We start from the raw sequence: 14,815 nt of genomic DNA, 5'->3' as shown, positions 1-14,815 counted from the left end.
CCTAATTATCTGCTTAAAAATACTTTGCCTTGTTTAGCAGGAGTCGAACCGTCATTAAATTCAATCACGTAGAAATAAACCCCTACTGGTAAGTAATCATCTCCTAATGAAGATTCATTTGAAGTACCATCCCAATCTGGAGTTGAAGCATTTCCTTTGTAAACAAGGTTACCCCATCTGTTAAATACCTTCATTTCGTAATTAGGATATTTAGCTGTTAAATCAGTAATTTTGAAAGTATCGTTTACTCCATCTCCATTTGGAGAAATACCTTCTGGATAAACTAATGGACATTCGCCAAAGTCAGCTTTAAATGTAAGTCTAGTAGTTCCTTCACAACCTGTTTCGCTATCATAAGAAGCCGCATAATAAGTAGTGCCATTTACTAATGGAGTGTTTTCAGCAACTATATCGCCACCTGTGGCTGCATTATACCAAATTACTTCATCTGTTGAAGTTATTGCAGCTGTAAGATCTGCTATTGTGTACGAATTATATTCACACAATTCTAATGAAGCAGCATCTATTGTTGGTTCATCCGGATCATTTACTGTTATAACAAATGAATCGAATTCTGAGATACAAGTACCGGCTTGTTGGTTTGCGTAATAAGTGCCCGATTGTAAAGCATCTGTAGCAGCTAAAGCAGTTGTACCATCTTCATCAGCATATATTTGAATATCACCTTCAGGCAACACTAAATCAGTAACTGTTGGTGCATCGCTTGCACAGAATTCCTGATCAACAACTTGTGGTACTTCAGGAGTATTGCTAGTTTCAATTGTAATTGTAGCACTATCATCTCCGCATTCATTAGTTACTGTATAAGTGAATTCAAATGTGCCAACTTCAGTAAACGTATAGCTTTCAGCAACAGTATTTCCATCTAATGTGAAAGTTCCACCTCCATCAGCATTAGCTAATATTGAAGATAAATCTAAAGTTGCAGTTCCATCTTCTAAACATTCTGGTTGATTAACATCTGAACCAGCGTTAGCTGAAGCGATAATAGTAATATCGAAAGGAGTTGCTTCAGAGAGACATGCTTCTCCACGAGCTGCATAATACGTCGTAGTGGTACCTTCATTAGTTAATTGATCTGTTTCAGCTAGTTGATTTTGCAAATTTTCATCGGTATAAAACATTACATCTTCGTCAGCTGCAATATTTGCTACGGTAGGATTAGTATTTGCACAAAAACTTTGGTCTTCAACAACTGGAGCATCCGGTTGCCTAGCAATGTTTATTGTAAATATAGCCTCATCATTTCCACATTCGTTAGTAACTGTATAAATGACATTGTATTGGTCTTCTGTTCTATTAGATGGGTCAAAAGATCCATTTTCTAAAACAGTTCCGTCTAAAGTAAACTCACCACCATCTTGACCATTTAAAATATAATCATTTAGGTTTGCTACTCCATCACTTTCACATAATGTAATAGGAGTGTCATCACCTGCATTAGCAACCGGATCTACTGTAATATTGAAAGTAGCAGTTTCAGAATCACATCCATCGCTAAGTTGAACACCATAATAAGTTCCAGAAGTTAACGTTTGATCTGAAGTAAGTTCGTTTTCTAAATTAGAATCACTATAGAAAGTTACATTTTCGGGAGCTTCAATATCAGCAACTGTAGGAGTGTTAGTCTCACAGAATGCTTGATCTGCTATTACAGGTGCAGTAGCTTGTTCTGTTATAGAAATTTCAAAACTAGTAGTTTCAGAAGTACACGTGCCATTAGTAGCAACGGCATAGTAAGTTCCAGAAGTTAACACTTGATCATCTGCAAGCTCATTTTCTAAATTAGAATCACTATAGAAAGTTACATTTTCAGTAGGTTCAATATCGGCAACTGTAGGCGTGTTAGTCTCACAGAAAGTTTGATTTTCAACTACCGGAGCAGCAGGTTGTTCATCTACTGTAATTTCAAAACTAGTAGCTTCAGAATCACATCCACCATTCTTAACAACTGCATAATAAGTTCCAGAAGTTAACGTTTGATCTGGAGTAAGTTCATTTTCTAAGCTTTCATCACTATAGAAGATTACATTTTCAGGAGCTACAATATCAGCAACTGTAGGTGTGTTACTAGCACAAAAAGATTGATTAGCAACTGTAGGAGCATCTAATTGTTCATTAATCGAAATTGATATTATAGCAGAATCTTCTCCACACTGATTAGTAACTGTATAAGTAGCAGTATATTCTCCAATTTCATAAGCTGAAGGATCAAAATTTCCACCTGCTATAGTTTCATCATTAATCGTGAAAGTTCCATTTTGATCTGCATCATCTGAAACATAATCTAATAAATTAACAGCAGCTGAGTTAGAACAAAATACAACGCTATTATCTGCTCCTGCAAAATTTTCAGGAATAACAGTAACGGTTACAGCAAAACGTTCTTTACTTTCGGTTGGAGGGTTTGGATCGTCTCTATCATTAACAATCTGACTTGCATAATAAGTTTCCCCATCTTGTAGTACTGTAGACTCGTCTAAATTAGGATTAGAGTTTTCGGTACTATACCAACGGAAAGCTTGGAAATTTTCATAAGTACTAGTTGCTTCTAAATCAGCAACAGTAGGAGTTTCACTAGCACAAAAAGATTGAGTAGCTTCACCTGAAGGTGCGATTACGTAAGTTGGAGTATATGCTATCGCAACTCTTTGCGACGGACATTCATTCTCGGCAATTTCACCAACAAAATAATTTTGGTTTTCAATCAATACTTCATTGTCTGGAAGTTCTTCAGTTCCGAATTCAGTACTGTATACTACGATTTCGTATCCGTCTGTACCATTCATAGCATTTTCCAAATCAGCAACAGTATATGTGTCCGAAGGAGAATCTAAGTAAGGAGAATAATTAGGCCCAAATCCAGAAGTTGGAGCAGGAGAAGTATTTACAGTAACATTTATAGCAATTCGCTCGCTACAGGTTCCTTCCGAATTTCCTGCGTAGTAAACTCCATCCATCAATAATTCATCCTGAGGAATTGGATTGTTGTAATTAGGATCGTTAGTGTCGTTAGTACGGTAAATTGCATTACCGTCGGTTAGTAGGTCGCTTACCCTTTGAAGATAACAAAATTCTTGAGTTGAATTAGTGCCATCAGCAGTAGGACATCCGTCCTCCTGTCCTCGCATAGATAAACTTCCCATCAAAAGCACAAAGGAAAACAGGAATATTTTCATTCCAGTTAACCTCAAAGTAAAATTTTGCATAGGCTAGGTGTTAATTTGTAATAAGATAATAATTAAAATTGATAAATTTCTAACCACAAATATTGCAATAATTTTTAAATTAGCATTCATTAAAGTGCTTAGATTTAGGGATAATCATTATATTTTTCTTTTTTTTAATAATCCCTAATGTTAAAAAACAATTAGAACTCTTAAAAATTACTAAATAACTCTTAAAATAAATAACGTTTGTGTCTAAAATTTATAGTTTTTTTTGTGATTTTTTTATTAAATAATATACTTTTTTCTCAAAAATCTATCGATTCGGGTATTAATAAGTTGGAAGAAGGTAAAGTTGAAGAAGCTCAACAGATTTTTTTACTACATAAAGATTCAAAAAAAGCCAAATTATTGTTAGGTGATATAGCAAGTCATCAAAAAAAATGGGATTTAGCGATAGGTTATTATGAAGATTTAGTAGAAACCGATCCAAATTCGTCGATTTATAATTTTAAAATAGGTGGCGCTATGGGAATGAAAGCATTGGAAATTAATAAATTTCAAGCTGCATTCTTAATTCCTACTATTAAAGATTATTTAGAAAAAGCTGTAGCATTAAATCCTAACCATATTGAAAGTCACCGCGCTTTAGCAGAGTTGTATTTGCAATTACCAGGAGTTTTAGGCGGAAGTCTTAAAAAATCGAAGCGGCATGTAAAGGCACTGAAACGTCTTAATATGCTAGATTACAAAATAGCATTGGCGCTTATTTATATAAAGCAAGATGAAGAAAAATTAGCTGCTAGAACTATTAAAGAAGGAATTGAAATTTTACAAAATACACCTAGTTTAGCGCTTCGGAATTATATATATTTTGAGTATGCTGAAAATGCTATGAATTATGGAGTTTGTATAACTGCAATTCCCAAGTTGATGAATCATTATGTTTCAAATTTTAATTATTTAGATTTAAAAACTCCTGGAGAAGCTTATTTTAGATTAGCTCAATTAGCTTATAGACAAAGACGAAAAGATATTGCATCTACCTATGTTCAAAAGGCACTTCATTTTGATGCTTCAAATTCAGAGATTGTAGCATTAAAACAGGCAATTTCAAATATGTAATTGTAAAAATTAATAGGCAATAAGTACCTTTGCCAAAATTCTACTTATGAAACTTCATTTTATTGCTATTGGAGGTAGTGCTATGCATGCACTAGCTATTGCTTTAAAAAATAAAGGAATGCAAATTACAGGGAGTGATGATGCTATTTTTGAACCCTCTAAATCTTCCCTTCAAGAAAACGGATTATTACCAGAAAATGAAGGATGGTTTCCTGATAAAATTAGTGCTAATTTAGATGCTGTAATTTTAGGAATGCATGCTAAAAAAGATAATCCTGAATTACAAAAGGCACAAGAGTTAGGTTTAAAAGTATATTCGTATCCCGAATTTATTTTTGAACAATCTAAAAGTAAAACCCGTGTCGTTATAGGAGGTTCTCATGGTAAAACAACTATAACTAGTATGATTTTGCACGTAATGAATTACCATGAAAAACCAGTAGATTATTTAGTTGGAGCAAAATTAGAAGGCCTAGAAAATTCTATCAAGCTTACTGAAGAAAGCGATTTTATTGTTTTAGAAGGAGATGAATATCTTTCTTCACCAATAGATTTACAACCAAAATTTCATCATTACAAACCCAATATCGCTTTGCTGAGTGGCATTGCATGGGATCATATTAATGTTTTTTCCTCTTTTGAAGTGTATAAAAAACAGTTTGAAATTTTTGTAAATCAAATTGTGAATGGCGGTATTTTAGTTTACAACGAGGAGGATACCTTGGTTAAACAAATTGCAGAAGCTAGCGAAAATCCAATTCGAAAGCATCCGTATAGCACGTTGGATTATTATGTAGAGGATGGGGAAACAATGCTAGTAACTTCGGAAGGAGATATGCCATTAGAAATTTTTGGAAAACATAATATAAGTAATTTATCTGGTGCAAAGTGGATTTGCCAGCATATGGGAATTGATGAAGAAGATTTTTATGAAGCAATTTCAAGTTTTACAGGTGCCTCTAAACGATTGCAAAAAATTAGTTCAGAAAATCCGGTTGTATTTAAAGATTTTGCCCATAGTCCTTCTAAAGTTAAGGCAAGTGTAGCAGCAGTAAAAGAACAATATCCAAATCAAAAATTAGTAGCTTGCTTAGAGCTTCATACTTTTAGTAGCCTGAACGAAACTTTTATTTCAGAATATAAAAATGCATTAGACAAAGCAGATATTGGAGTAGTCTATTACAGTCCGAAAGCTGTTGCTCAAAAGCAATTAACTCCTTTAAGTACAGAAAAAATAAAAGAAGCTTTTGGACAAAATAATTTAGAGGTATTAACTTCTAATGAAGATTTTGTTACGTATTTAAAAAATCTATCGATAAACGATGCTGTATATTTATTTATGAGTAGCGGAGATTATGGTGGATTAGTTTTAGAGGATTTTGTTACTGAATTATAAAATTGGTTAAAAGTTTTCAAGGATTGCTAATCTATTGTATTTTAATACAATGGAAGAGAATGTGCAGCGTATAAATTTGAAATCTTGGGCAGAAGATGATAGGCCAAGAGAAAAATTACTAAGTAAAGGTAAATTGGCTTTAAGCGATTCAGAGCTAATAGCAATTCTAATTGGTTCTGGAAATAGAGAAGAAACTGCTGTAGAATTATCAAAACGAATTTTAGCTGCATCTCAAAATAATCTAAGCACTTTAGGAAAGTTAAGTGTCTCGCAATTGTGCAAATTCAAAGGAATTGGTCAAGCTAAAGCAATTAGTATTATTGCTGCTTTAGAAATTGGTAGGCGTAGGCGCCTAGCTGAAGCTCAAGAGCGTGTAAAAATAAGTTCTAGTAGATCGGTTTTTGAATTAATGCAACCAATTATTGGAGAATTACCGCATGAAGAGTTCTGGATTATTTATTTAAACAATTCAAATAAAGTAATTGATCAATTTCAATTAAGTAAAGGGGGTATAACTGGAACATTAGTAGATGTACGCTTAACATTAAAGAAAGCATTGGAGTTAGGCGCTACCTCTTTGATATTGGCACATAATCATCCTTCTGGAACCTTGAAACCAAGTGAAGCTGATAAAAAACTTACCCAAAAATTAAAAATAGCTTCTGAAAGTTTAGACATTAAAATTCTAGATCATTTAATTGTAACTGAAATGTCCTACTTTAGCTTTGCAGACGAAGCATTACTATAAAATTAATTGCATGTTACTGGTTTATACCCAAAAAGTAACTCCGAGGATTGTTTATATTTTTAAACATATTTGTACTAACATTCTGGGCGTTCCTATAAAATTTACTTCTAAAATAGAAGAGTTTGTTGCTCACGATGGTTTCAAGATGTCCTATGGAAAAAAAGCTTTAGGTAACGAGTTTTTTGTTCAAAATGTAAATTTATTATTGGAGCAAGGCGTTAGCGAGTTAGAAATACGTGTACAACCTTGGGAAGAAACATTATGTTTTTTTCCGGTAGATCAGGAAAGTGGAATTCCATTCGACATTTTTGCTGCGTCATTTTATCTAATTACTCGTTACGAAGAATATTTACCACATGTAAAAGATAAAGAAGGAAGATTTCCCGTAACTGAAAGTTTAGCTTATAAAGAAAGTTTTTTAAAAACCCCCGTTATTGATATTTGGGCCTATAAATTTAAAAAGATTCTGAAGGAAAAATTTCCTACTATGGAATTTAAAAAGAAATCCTTTAAAGCAGAAGCGATATTTGCAGTTACCCACGGATTTGTATTTAGTAATAAAGGAATAATACGGAGTATAACAGGTTGGGGGAACGATTTTTTTAAGTTCAGACTGAATCGGTTTTTCGATCGCATAAAAGCCTGGACACGAATTAAGAAAGATCCTTATGATGTATTTGATGATTTGGTTCAATTTATAAAAAAGTATCACATTTCATCTATTTTTATGTTTCAGGTGGCCGATTTTACTATGTATGATAGGAATATCAATTATAACCGTACACCATATCGTGCCAATATAAAATATGTGTCCGATTATGCAAGAGTTGGACTTTTACTCGGTTATTATTCAGCTTTTCAATTAAATACATTAAAGGTAGAGAAATCACGTTTAGAGAATATTATTCATTATCCATTAGAAGATGTGTTAAATAATGCATACGATCTTGGTTTACCCGATCGTACTAATACTCTAGCTGAATTAGAGTTTCAGAACGATTATTCAATGGGGTATCCTAATGCTTTTGGTTTTCGTGCTGGAACTAGTTTGCCTTTTTTGTTTTACGATTTAACGATGGAATTAACATCCCCTTTAAAAATTCATCCTTATATTTTTGATTCTGATATTGTGCCAACTATGGGGCGAGAAGAGCTTAGAAAAGAAGTGAAAAAAGTACTTAAAAAGGTGAAAAGCGTAAATGGAACTTTTAGGGGGATTTTTAAAAGTCATAGCTTTTCTGAGTATTATGATAGTAACCGATATTATGCACTTTTAAAACAGATTCATGAAATTGACTAATATTACCCACGTTTTTTTTGATTTAGATCACACACTGTGGGATTTTGACAAAAATTCTGCATTAACTTTTGAGTATATTTTCAAAAAGAATAAACTAGATGTAGAGTTGGATAACTTTCTGGAAATTTACATTCCTATAAACATGAAGTATTGGGAAAATTATAGGAAAAACTTAATCGAAAAAGAAGATTTACGCCATGGACGTTTAAAAGATACGTTCAATGCAATGTCTGTAAGTGTTAGTGACGAAATTATTGATACACTTTCCACAGATTATATTACCCATCTTTCTAGTTTTAATTATTTGTTAGATGGTGGTTTTGAGGCATTAGATTATTTAAAATCTAAATACAAATTGCATATTATTACAAATGGTTTTTCTGAAGTTCAGCATAGAAAAATGAGCAATGCTAATATTATTGAGTATTTTGATACCATAACTTCTTCTGAAGAAGCTGGCGTAAAAAAACCACACCCTGCTATATTTGAGCTGTCGTTAAAAAAAGCAGGAGCTAAACCAGAAAACTCAGTTATGATTGGCGATAATTATGAGGCAGACATTTTAGGAGCTGAAGATTCAGGCTTGCAAACTATTTATTTTGATTATTATAAGAAATATGCTGTAAACCATAAAAGGCATATCGATTCATTATCAAATCTTTCTAAATTTTTATAACTGAAATTTAAAACCTTTATAAGTTGGCTGAAATTCCTTACTTTTAAAGCGATAAATATTAAATTATGAAGCGTATATATTTTATTGCATTTTTTTTAATTAGTGCAATTACTTTTGGCCAAAAAACAGTAAATAATTATAAATACGTAATTGTTCCCAAAAAGTTTGAATTCTTAAAAGAAGACAATCAATATCAAGTAAATGCGTTAACTAAATTTTTATTAGATAAATATGGTTTTGAAACGTATATGAAGTCTGATGAAAAACCAGCCGACCTTTCTAGTAATCCTTGTTTAGCATTAACTGCAGATTTAGAAAATGAATCAGGTTTATTTGTAACCAAATTGATTTTTAAGTTAGAAGATTGCTACGGAAATGTAGTTTTTGAATCAAAAGAAGGGAGAAGTCGTGAAAAAAATTATAAAACAGCTTATCACGAAGCAATACGAGATGCATTCACTTCTGTAAAAGAGTTAGATTATAATTATCAGCAAGATCCACAAATAGCCAGCGCGCCTAAAACACAAGAACCAGCTATTTCTAATACAGTATCAACTGAAGTAAAAGAAAAAGTTACTAAAAATAATAAACAAGTTGCACAACCTGCAAATCAGGATAAAAAAGCAATAGTAGATCGTGTGTTTTTAAATAGCGGAAAACGCTATGTTGTAAAAGAAAATCCGAAGGGGTTTGGTTTGTATCAAGAAAATGCACCAGAGCCTTTTGCAATTTTAATAGCTTCTAGAGGATCTGGTAATTTCATTTATAATTCATTAACTAAACAAGGAATTGCTTATTTTGATGAAAATGGAAACTTAATGGTTGAAATTTTTAATCAGCAAACAGGGAATACTGATAAAACAACTTATCAAGTAGCTCCTTAATAGTTGTATTTTCCGTTCCATCTCTTTTTAAGAAATTCTCTTTGTGAGTTTTCACGGGCATTATTGCCTGGATCGTAAATAATAGTATTTCTAATCTCATCAGGTAAGAAATCAGCTTGTACAAAATTCCCTTTGTAATTATGGGCATATTGGTAATTATCTCCATAGCCTAAATCTTTCATTAATTTTGTAGGGGCATTTCTAATTGCTAGCGGAACGGGTAAGTTGCCTGTTTTCTTTACTATTCCCATTGCTGTATTAATAGCCATATATGCGGCGTTGCTTTTAGGCGATGTTGCTAAGTAGGTAACACATTGGCTTAGGATAATGCGAGCTTCGGGATATCCGATTGTATTTACTGCCTGAAAGGTGCTATTAGCAATAACTAGAGCAGTTGGATTGGCATTACCAATATCTTCACTAGCTAAAATCAGCAAGCGTCTAGCAATAAATTTTACATCTTCACCACCTTCAATCATTCTGGCTAACCAATAAACAGCAGCATTAGGATCACTACCTCTAATTGATTTTATAAATGCAGAAATAATATCATAATGTTGTTCTCCGTTTTTATCGTACAAAACAGTGTTTTGCTGTACATTCTCAAAAACCAACTCGTTAGTTATAGGTGTGCCTGGTTCAATAGCATTTAATAAAATTTCAAATAAATTAAGTAGTTTTCTGGCATCGCCACCACTTAATCGTAATAAAGCTTCTGTTTCTTTTAAGTTTACTTTTTTACTAGCAATTTCTTTATCTTTTTGAATAGCTCTATCGAGTAGTGCTAATAAATCTTCTTTAGAGAAAGGCTTTAAAACATAAACCTGACATCTAGAAAGTAAAGCAGAAATCACTTCGAAACTTGGATTTTCTGTTGTAGCACCTATCAAAGTAATCCAACCTTTTTCGACAGCACCTAATAGTGAATCTTGTTGAGATTTACTAAACCGATGGATTTCATCTATAAACAGAATTGGACTTTTGGTGGTAAATAAACCATCACTTTTTTTTGCTTTTTCAATTACTTCTCGAACATCTTTAACACCACTACTAATAGCGCTTAGTGTAAAAAAAGGTCGTTCTGTTTCTTGTGCAATAATATTAGCAAGTGTTGTTTTTCCCACTCCAGGAGGTCCCCAAAATATTAGCGAAGGAATTGTACCACTTTTAATTTGGTGTCTCAAAGAGCCTTTTGGGCCTACAAGGTGACTTTGGCTTAAATACTCATCTAAATTTTTAGGTCGGAGTCGTTCTGCTAATGGTTTATTCATAGTACAAAATTAATAATTAGTAAGACAATTCGGCACATATTCCTTTTTGGTTATTTTTTTGCTATCTTTTTCTAAAAAAATAGTGACTAAAAATGAGCCTTTTCAGTTTACCACTGGTGTAATTGCTTACCCTTTATTTTTTGTATTACTTATTTGGATAGTTTATTCTATAGAGATTAATTTCAATATAAATTTTAATTCGTTCGGTATTTATCCGAGAACAATAATGGGGTTGCGAGGAATTTTGTTTTCACCATTTATACATAGCGGGATAAAGCATTTGTTCAATAATACTATTCCGTTATACGTTTTATCTGCTGCATTGTTTTACTTTTATCGATCGTTAAGTTGGAAGGTTTTAGGTTTCGGATTAGTATTTAGTGGACTATTAACGTGGATTATTGGCCGTCCATCTTACCATATTGGTGCAAGTGGAATAATTTATCTATTAGCTTCTTTTTTATTTTTTAAAGGCATTTTTTCGAAGTATTATAGATTAGTAGCACTTTCTTTAGTGGTTACTTTTTTATATGGAGGATTGTTTTGGTATATCACGCCAATAGATCCTGAGATATCTTGGGAAGGCCATCTTTCAGGTTTCCTGTTAGGTTTATTATTTTCGTTTATTTTTAAAAAACAGCTACCAATAGTACCAAAATATGATTGGGAACAACCAAATTTCGATGAAGAGCAAGATGATTTTATGAAGCATTTCGATGAAAATGGAAATTTTATCGAAAATGCTACATTATATCAAGATTTTTTAGAAGAAAAAACTTCTGAAAATAAAACAGAATTATAGACGTTGCCTAACCACTTCATATAAAAAAGCACCGCAAGCTACAGATACATTTAATGACGCTATAGTACCTTGCATTGGTAATTTTGCTTTTTGATTTACAGTTTTTAAAATAGAAGGAGAAACTCCTTTTCCTTCATTTCCCATTACAATAGCACAAGGTTTATTAAACTGAATATCGTAAATAGTTTGTTCAGTTTTTTCGGTAGCAGCTGTTACTTCAACTCCACTAGATTGTAAATAAAAAATAGCATCTCTAATATGGTTTACTTTACAAATAGGAATATTAAAAACAGCACCAGCGGATGTTTTAACAGTGTCAGCATTAATAGGTGCACCTCCTTTTTCAGGAATTATTATAGCATTAACGCCACAACATTCTGCAGTTCTAATAATAGCTCCAAAATTACGAACATCGTTTACTTGATCTAATAGTAGGAATAGCGGATTTTCGATAGTATTTATCGTTTTTTCGATAGTTTCTTCTAGGTTAGCAAAATTAATCGGAGCAATTTTTGCAACTACACCTTGGTGATTACCTTTGCTAAGTTTGTATAATTTTTCAGAAGGGACATATGAAATATTGAAACTCGTTTTTTGAAGCACTTCTTTTAATTCAGAAAATAAGGGGCCGGAAAGTCCTTTTTGAATATAAATTTTATCAATAGATTTTCCGCTTTCAATTGCTTCAATGACAGTTCGAATTCCAAAAATTGTTGTAGTCTCTTCCATAATTGCAAAGGTAGTAGAAGTTTTGAATATATAAGAAAATCTTTTTGAATCTAGATTAAAAGAAATTCAATAAAAAAGCCGCTCATTACTTGAGCGGCTTTAGTAAAATACTTTTTTTAATAAAAGTAGGTTAGCTATTATAGCATTCCTTCAGAATATTTAAACTCTATACTCATAACTCCATTTAGTTCTATGATGTTTTGTACTTCCATAATTCCGTAAAAATCAGTTTCGGTGCCATCTATATCTCTTGTTACTTTGTATACAAAAGTATCGCCTTGCTCTAGATTATTTGCAGAAGTGGTTTTAGTTCCAGCATTATACAAATCTCTAGTAGACAACAGATCTTCTGTTTCGTAAGAATCATCTTCAATTTGTACAAATTGTATGTTGGATCCTTCAACTACTGTAAAACCAGCAGGAGTTACAAATTGAATATCTCCACTAGAGGAAGCCTCAGCAGTGGCAAAATCAAATTGACTGTTATCAGCTTCACCTGAAAAAGACACTTCAGAATACATATTGTCGAAAGCTTTAGGCTCTACTACGGTATAGGATTCAGCTTCATCAGTAAGTTCACCACTTGTAGCAATAAACTTATAATAAAGCGTATCGTTTTTTTGGAGATTCAATTCATCATAATTGGTATCGCCTAATACTACAGTGCCTTCTTCTGTTTCTATATCAGAAGCATTAGAATTAGTATATTCTCCAGCTTTATTCTTTTTAAGCATTAATGTAACATCATCCACGGTAGCTGAAAAAGTAGAAACACTATATGCTAAAGAAAGAACATCTAAAGAATCTAATGTAGTTTTAGATTTATTATCTTCACTTATTTCTACGGCTTTATCTACACTTATGCTAAAAGGATCTTCTGAAAACTCACCATTTGAAAAATAACTCTTTATAAATATACTGAATGAGCCAGTCGGATCATTATCTTCTCCGAAAGCAAAATCTCCTAGTATAGACGAATTAAAGCTAGCAGAATTTTCATTTATAGTAGCTTCTCCTAACATTGAATCTCCCTTATAGATTTCTACTGTTTCTACTGAAACACCATCATTAGTAAATAGATCAATGTTCAAATCTTCATTAGTATCGAAAACGCTTAAAGATTTGTCTTTTAAAGATGCATAGCCACCAACATCGACTACGTCTCTATCATAGCCATCTTCATCACATGAAATTAAGCTCCCTGTCAATATTAGACTTAAAGCTAAATATTTAAAGTTTTTTTTCATTTTAAATTTTTTATATTGTTTACTCTATTTCTGTATCCCAAAAGATTGCTGTTTGAGTATTATCACCCCCAATTGCATTTGAGGCTTTGGTGTAATTTGTGTTATTAAGATTTTGCTCATCAATTGGATATGTAAATCTCAAAGGAACTGGATTTTCGAAATCTACAGGAATGTTTAAAGTAGGAGCATCATATTTTCTCCAGACTGACCAACCTTCGAAAGGATTATCATACATAGAAATCCAAAATTGTGTAGCAAACTGCTCAGTACTTCCATCGTATTGTACAAAAGGCTGAGATAAATAACTCTCAATATCATCTGTAGAACCACCCCAATAAGAAATAGATGCTGTAATAGCATTTTCATAATGAGTTTCAGCATCACCAGGAACTGAGTAGCCTATTTTACTAGCTTGCGATAGATTAAAACTTACTTCCGTAAAGTCTATTAAAATTGCTTCTCTAGTAGGATCTTTTAGTAATTCTCCTACATGTGTGTAGGATCCGTAAGTATTAGTTGTTCCGTAGATACCTCCGATATAAGAATCTAAATTTTGGTCGAAGTAAAATTGTCTTCTAGGATCATTAAAAGTATTCATATAGTCTACAAGAGTGTTTGATGCTAAAAAATCTGCTCTACCACTTTGAACTAAATCTTCCCACAAAGGGTTGGTATTTGGAGGATTGCTTTGGAATACTACAGTTGCATTATCACTATTCGAAGCTATAATTCCATCGTTTACAGCTGCTTCAACTGTTGACTTAGATAGTGTTGGGTTACTTTGTGAAATCCTCATTCCTAATCTTAATTTTAAAGAATTAGAAAATTTAATCCAAGCATCCATATCTCCCCCATAAATTAAGTCAGCCACGCTATACCCTTGTCCTGCAGCAAGCATTGTATTTGCTTCTGTAAGTCTAGCAATTAAATCTTCATAAATAGTAGCGGCATCATCGTATTCGGGTAACGTATATTCATTAGGTTGGAGTGCTTGAGTATAAGGAATATCTCCAAATGTATCAACCAATATATGCCATGCATATACTTGTACAATTTCAATTTGACCCATTCTTGCGTTTTTTTCACTTTCAGATAATTCTGTGTTATTAGCAAGATATGATTTAGCATCTTCTAAATCGTATAATACATTTGTATATAATTCTTCCCAAGTATTATCTGGATTATTTCTGGAAGATAAATTATAGTTTGGTTCATCAGTATAAGTTGTTGTTGTCCAATATTGACCTAAAAATCGATAAATTGATTCATTTACATTTGGAGTTGCCATGTTAGCAGCCAATTTATCGGTTGCTGATGTAAATAGGAAATTAGATGATACTTCTGAAGGATTCTTAGGGTCTTGATTTAGATCTTCATACTGGTCATCACTTTGACAAGACCAGAGAAGAACTAAAAAAGATGAAAGTAAAATTATATGTTTTTTCATGA

Annotated in this window: 12 protein-coding genes; 7 read left to right on the top strand and 5 right to left on the bottom strand. The window is 32.5% G+C overall.

From position 1 onward, the window contains the following. Window positions 1-5 precede the first annotated feature (5 nt). On the bottom strand, window positions 6-3,230 hold the full coding sequence (locus tag ACN0WI_RS07300) for a gliding motility-associated C-terminal domain-containing protein (RefSeq protein WP_417886000.1): 3,225 nt from the start codon (window positions 3,228-3,230) through the stop codon (window positions 6-8). A 234-nt stretch (window positions 3,231-3,464) separates the two neighbouring features. Between ACN0WI_RS07300 and ACN0WI_RS07295 the strand changes: the two genes are divergently transcribed. The 6 genes from ACN0WI_RS07295 (at window position 3,465) to ACN0WI_RS07270 (ending at window position 9,317) form a co-directional block, all read left to right on the top strand. Next, on the top strand, window positions 3,465-4,313 hold the full coding sequence (locus ACN0WI_RS07295) for a tetratricopeptide repeat protein (RefSeq protein WP_417885999.1): 849 nt from the start codon (window positions 3,465-3,467) through the stop codon (window positions 4,311-4,313). A 46-nt stretch (window positions 4,314-4,359) separates the two neighbouring features. Beyond that, window positions 4,360-5,709, top strand: coding sequence for a UDP-N-acetylmuramate--L-alanine ligase (locus tag ACN0WI_RS07290; protein WP_417885998.1), 1,350 nt, complete (start codon window positions 4,360-4,362; stop codon window positions 5,707-5,709). 49 nt (window positions 5,710-5,758) lie between these two features. Further along, window positions 5,759-6,457, top strand: a complete 699-nt coding sequence (gene radC / locus ACN0WI_RS07285) for a RadC family protein (protein ID WP_417885997.1) — start codon at window positions 5,759-5,761, stop codon at window positions 6,455-6,457. Window positions 6,458-6,467: 10 nt separating this feature from the next. After that, complete coding sequence (locus ACN0WI_RS07280; protein WP_417885996.1) at window positions 6,468-7,757, top strand: DUF7033 domain-containing protein; 1,290 nt, start codon at window positions 6,468-6,470, stop codon at window positions 7,755-7,757. Further along, window positions 7,744-8,433, top strand: coding sequence for a YjjG family noncanonical pyrimidine nucleotidase (locus tag ACN0WI_RS07275; RefSeq protein ID WP_417885995.1), 690 nt, complete (start codon window positions 7,744-7,746; stop codon window positions 8,431-8,433). The genes ACN0WI_RS07280 and ACN0WI_RS07275 overlap by 14 nt, the downstream gene beginning before the upstream one ends. Window positions 8,434-8,498: 65 nt before the next feature. Next, window positions 8,499-9,317, top strand: a complete 819-nt coding sequence (locus ACN0WI_RS07270; protein ID WP_417885994.1) for a hypothetical protein — start codon at window positions 8,499-8,501, stop codon at window positions 9,315-9,317. On the opposite strand, the gene ACN0WI_RS07265 is transcribed toward ACN0WI_RS07270, so the two are convergent. Next, window positions 9,314-10,588, bottom strand: a complete 1,275-nt coding sequence (locus tag ACN0WI_RS07265; RefSeq protein ID WP_417885993.1) for a replication-associated recombination protein A — start codon at window positions 10,586-10,588, stop codon at window positions 9,314-9,316. The genes ACN0WI_RS07270 and ACN0WI_RS07265 overlap by 4 nt on opposite strands. An 82-nt stretch (window positions 10,589-10,670) precedes the next feature. Between ACN0WI_RS07265 and ACN0WI_RS07260 the strand changes: the two genes are divergently transcribed. After that, the gene (locus tag ACN0WI_RS07260; RefSeq protein ID WP_417885992.1) at window positions 10,671-11,390 is read left to right on the top strand and encodes a rhomboid family intramembrane serine protease; all 720 of its coding nucleotides are present in this window, start codon (window positions 10,671-10,673) and stop codon (window positions 11,388-11,390) included. Here ACN0WI_RS07260 and rlmB read toward each other — a convergent pair. The 3 genes from rlmB to ACN0WI_RS07245 form a co-directional block, all read right to left on the bottom strand. Next, a complete protein-coding gene (gene rlmB, locus ACN0WI_RS07255; RefSeq protein WP_417885991.1) occupies window positions 11,385-12,119 on the bottom strand; it encodes a 23S rRNA (guanosine(2251)-2'-O)-methyltransferase RlmB in 735 nt (244 codons plus the stop codon). The genes ACN0WI_RS07260 and rlmB overlap by 6 nt on opposite strands. Window positions 12,120-12,256: 137 nt before the next feature. Next, window positions 12,257-13,366 (bottom strand): hypothetical protein, encoded by a 1,110-nt coding sequence (locus ACN0WI_RS07250; protein ID WP_417885990.1) that lies wholly within the window; start codon window positions 13,364-13,366, stop codon window positions 12,257-12,259. A gap of 19 nt (window positions 13,367-13,385) precedes the next feature. Further along, the gene (locus ACN0WI_RS07245; RefSeq protein WP_417885989.1) at window positions 13,386-14,813 is read right to left on the bottom strand and encodes a SusD/RagB family nutrient-binding outer membrane lipoprotein; all 1,428 of its coding nucleotides are present in this window, start codon (window positions 14,811-14,813) and stop codon (window positions 13,386-13,388) included. Window positions 14,814-14,815 lie beyond the last annotated feature (2 nt).

The organism is Zunongwangia sp., from assembly GCF_048269745.1.
In the GTDB taxonomy this organism is placed as follows: Bacteria; Bacteroidota; Bacteroidia; order Flavobacteriales; family Flavobacteriaceae; genus Zunongwangia.
The sequence above is the reverse complement of the archived record's forward strand: the minus strand, read 5'-3'. Positions and strand labels throughout refer to the sequence as shown.

Excerpts from the sequence above, each read along its gene's own strand:
- ACN0WI_RS07245 (WP_417885989.1), bottom strand. The coding sequence starts at position 14,813 with ATGAAAAAACATATAATTTTACTTTCATCTTTTTTAGTTCTTCTCTGG.
- ACN0WI_RS07300 (WP_417886000.1), bottom strand. The coding sequence starts at position 3,230 with ATGCAAAATTTTACTTTGAGGTTAACTGGAATGAAAATATTCCTGTTT.
- ACN0WI_RS07250 (WP_417885990.1), bottom strand. The coding sequence starts at position 13,366 with ATGAAAAAAAACTTTAAATATTTAGCTTTAAGTCTAATATTGACAGGG.
- ACN0WI_RS07275 (WP_417885995.1), top strand. The coding sequence starts at position 7,744 with ATGAAATTGACTAATATTACCCACGTTTTTTTTGATTTAGATCACACA.
- rlmB (WP_417885991.1), bottom strand. The coding sequence starts at position 12,119 with ATGGAAGAGACTACAACAATTTTTGGAATTCGAACTGTCATTGAAGCA.
- radC (WP_417885997.1), top strand. The coding sequence starts at position 5,759 with ATGGAAGAGAATGTGCAGCGTATAAATTTGAAATCTTGGGCAGAAGAT.
- ACN0WI_RS07290 (WP_417885998.1), top strand. The coding sequence starts at position 4,360 with ATGAAACTTCATTTTATTGCTATTGGAGGTAGTGCTATGCATGCACTA.
- ACN0WI_RS07270 (WP_417885994.1), top strand. The coding sequence starts at position 8,499 with ATGAAGCGTATATATTTTATTGCATTTTTTTTAATTAGTGCAATTACT.
- ACN0WI_RS07265 (WP_417885993.1), bottom strand. The coding sequence starts at position 10,588 with ATGAATAAACCATTAGCAGAACGACTCCGACCTAAAAATTTAGATGAG.
- ACN0WI_RS07280 (WP_417885996.1), top strand. The coding sequence starts at position 6,468 with ATGTTACTGGTTTATACCCAAAAAGTAACTCCGAGGATTGTTTATATT.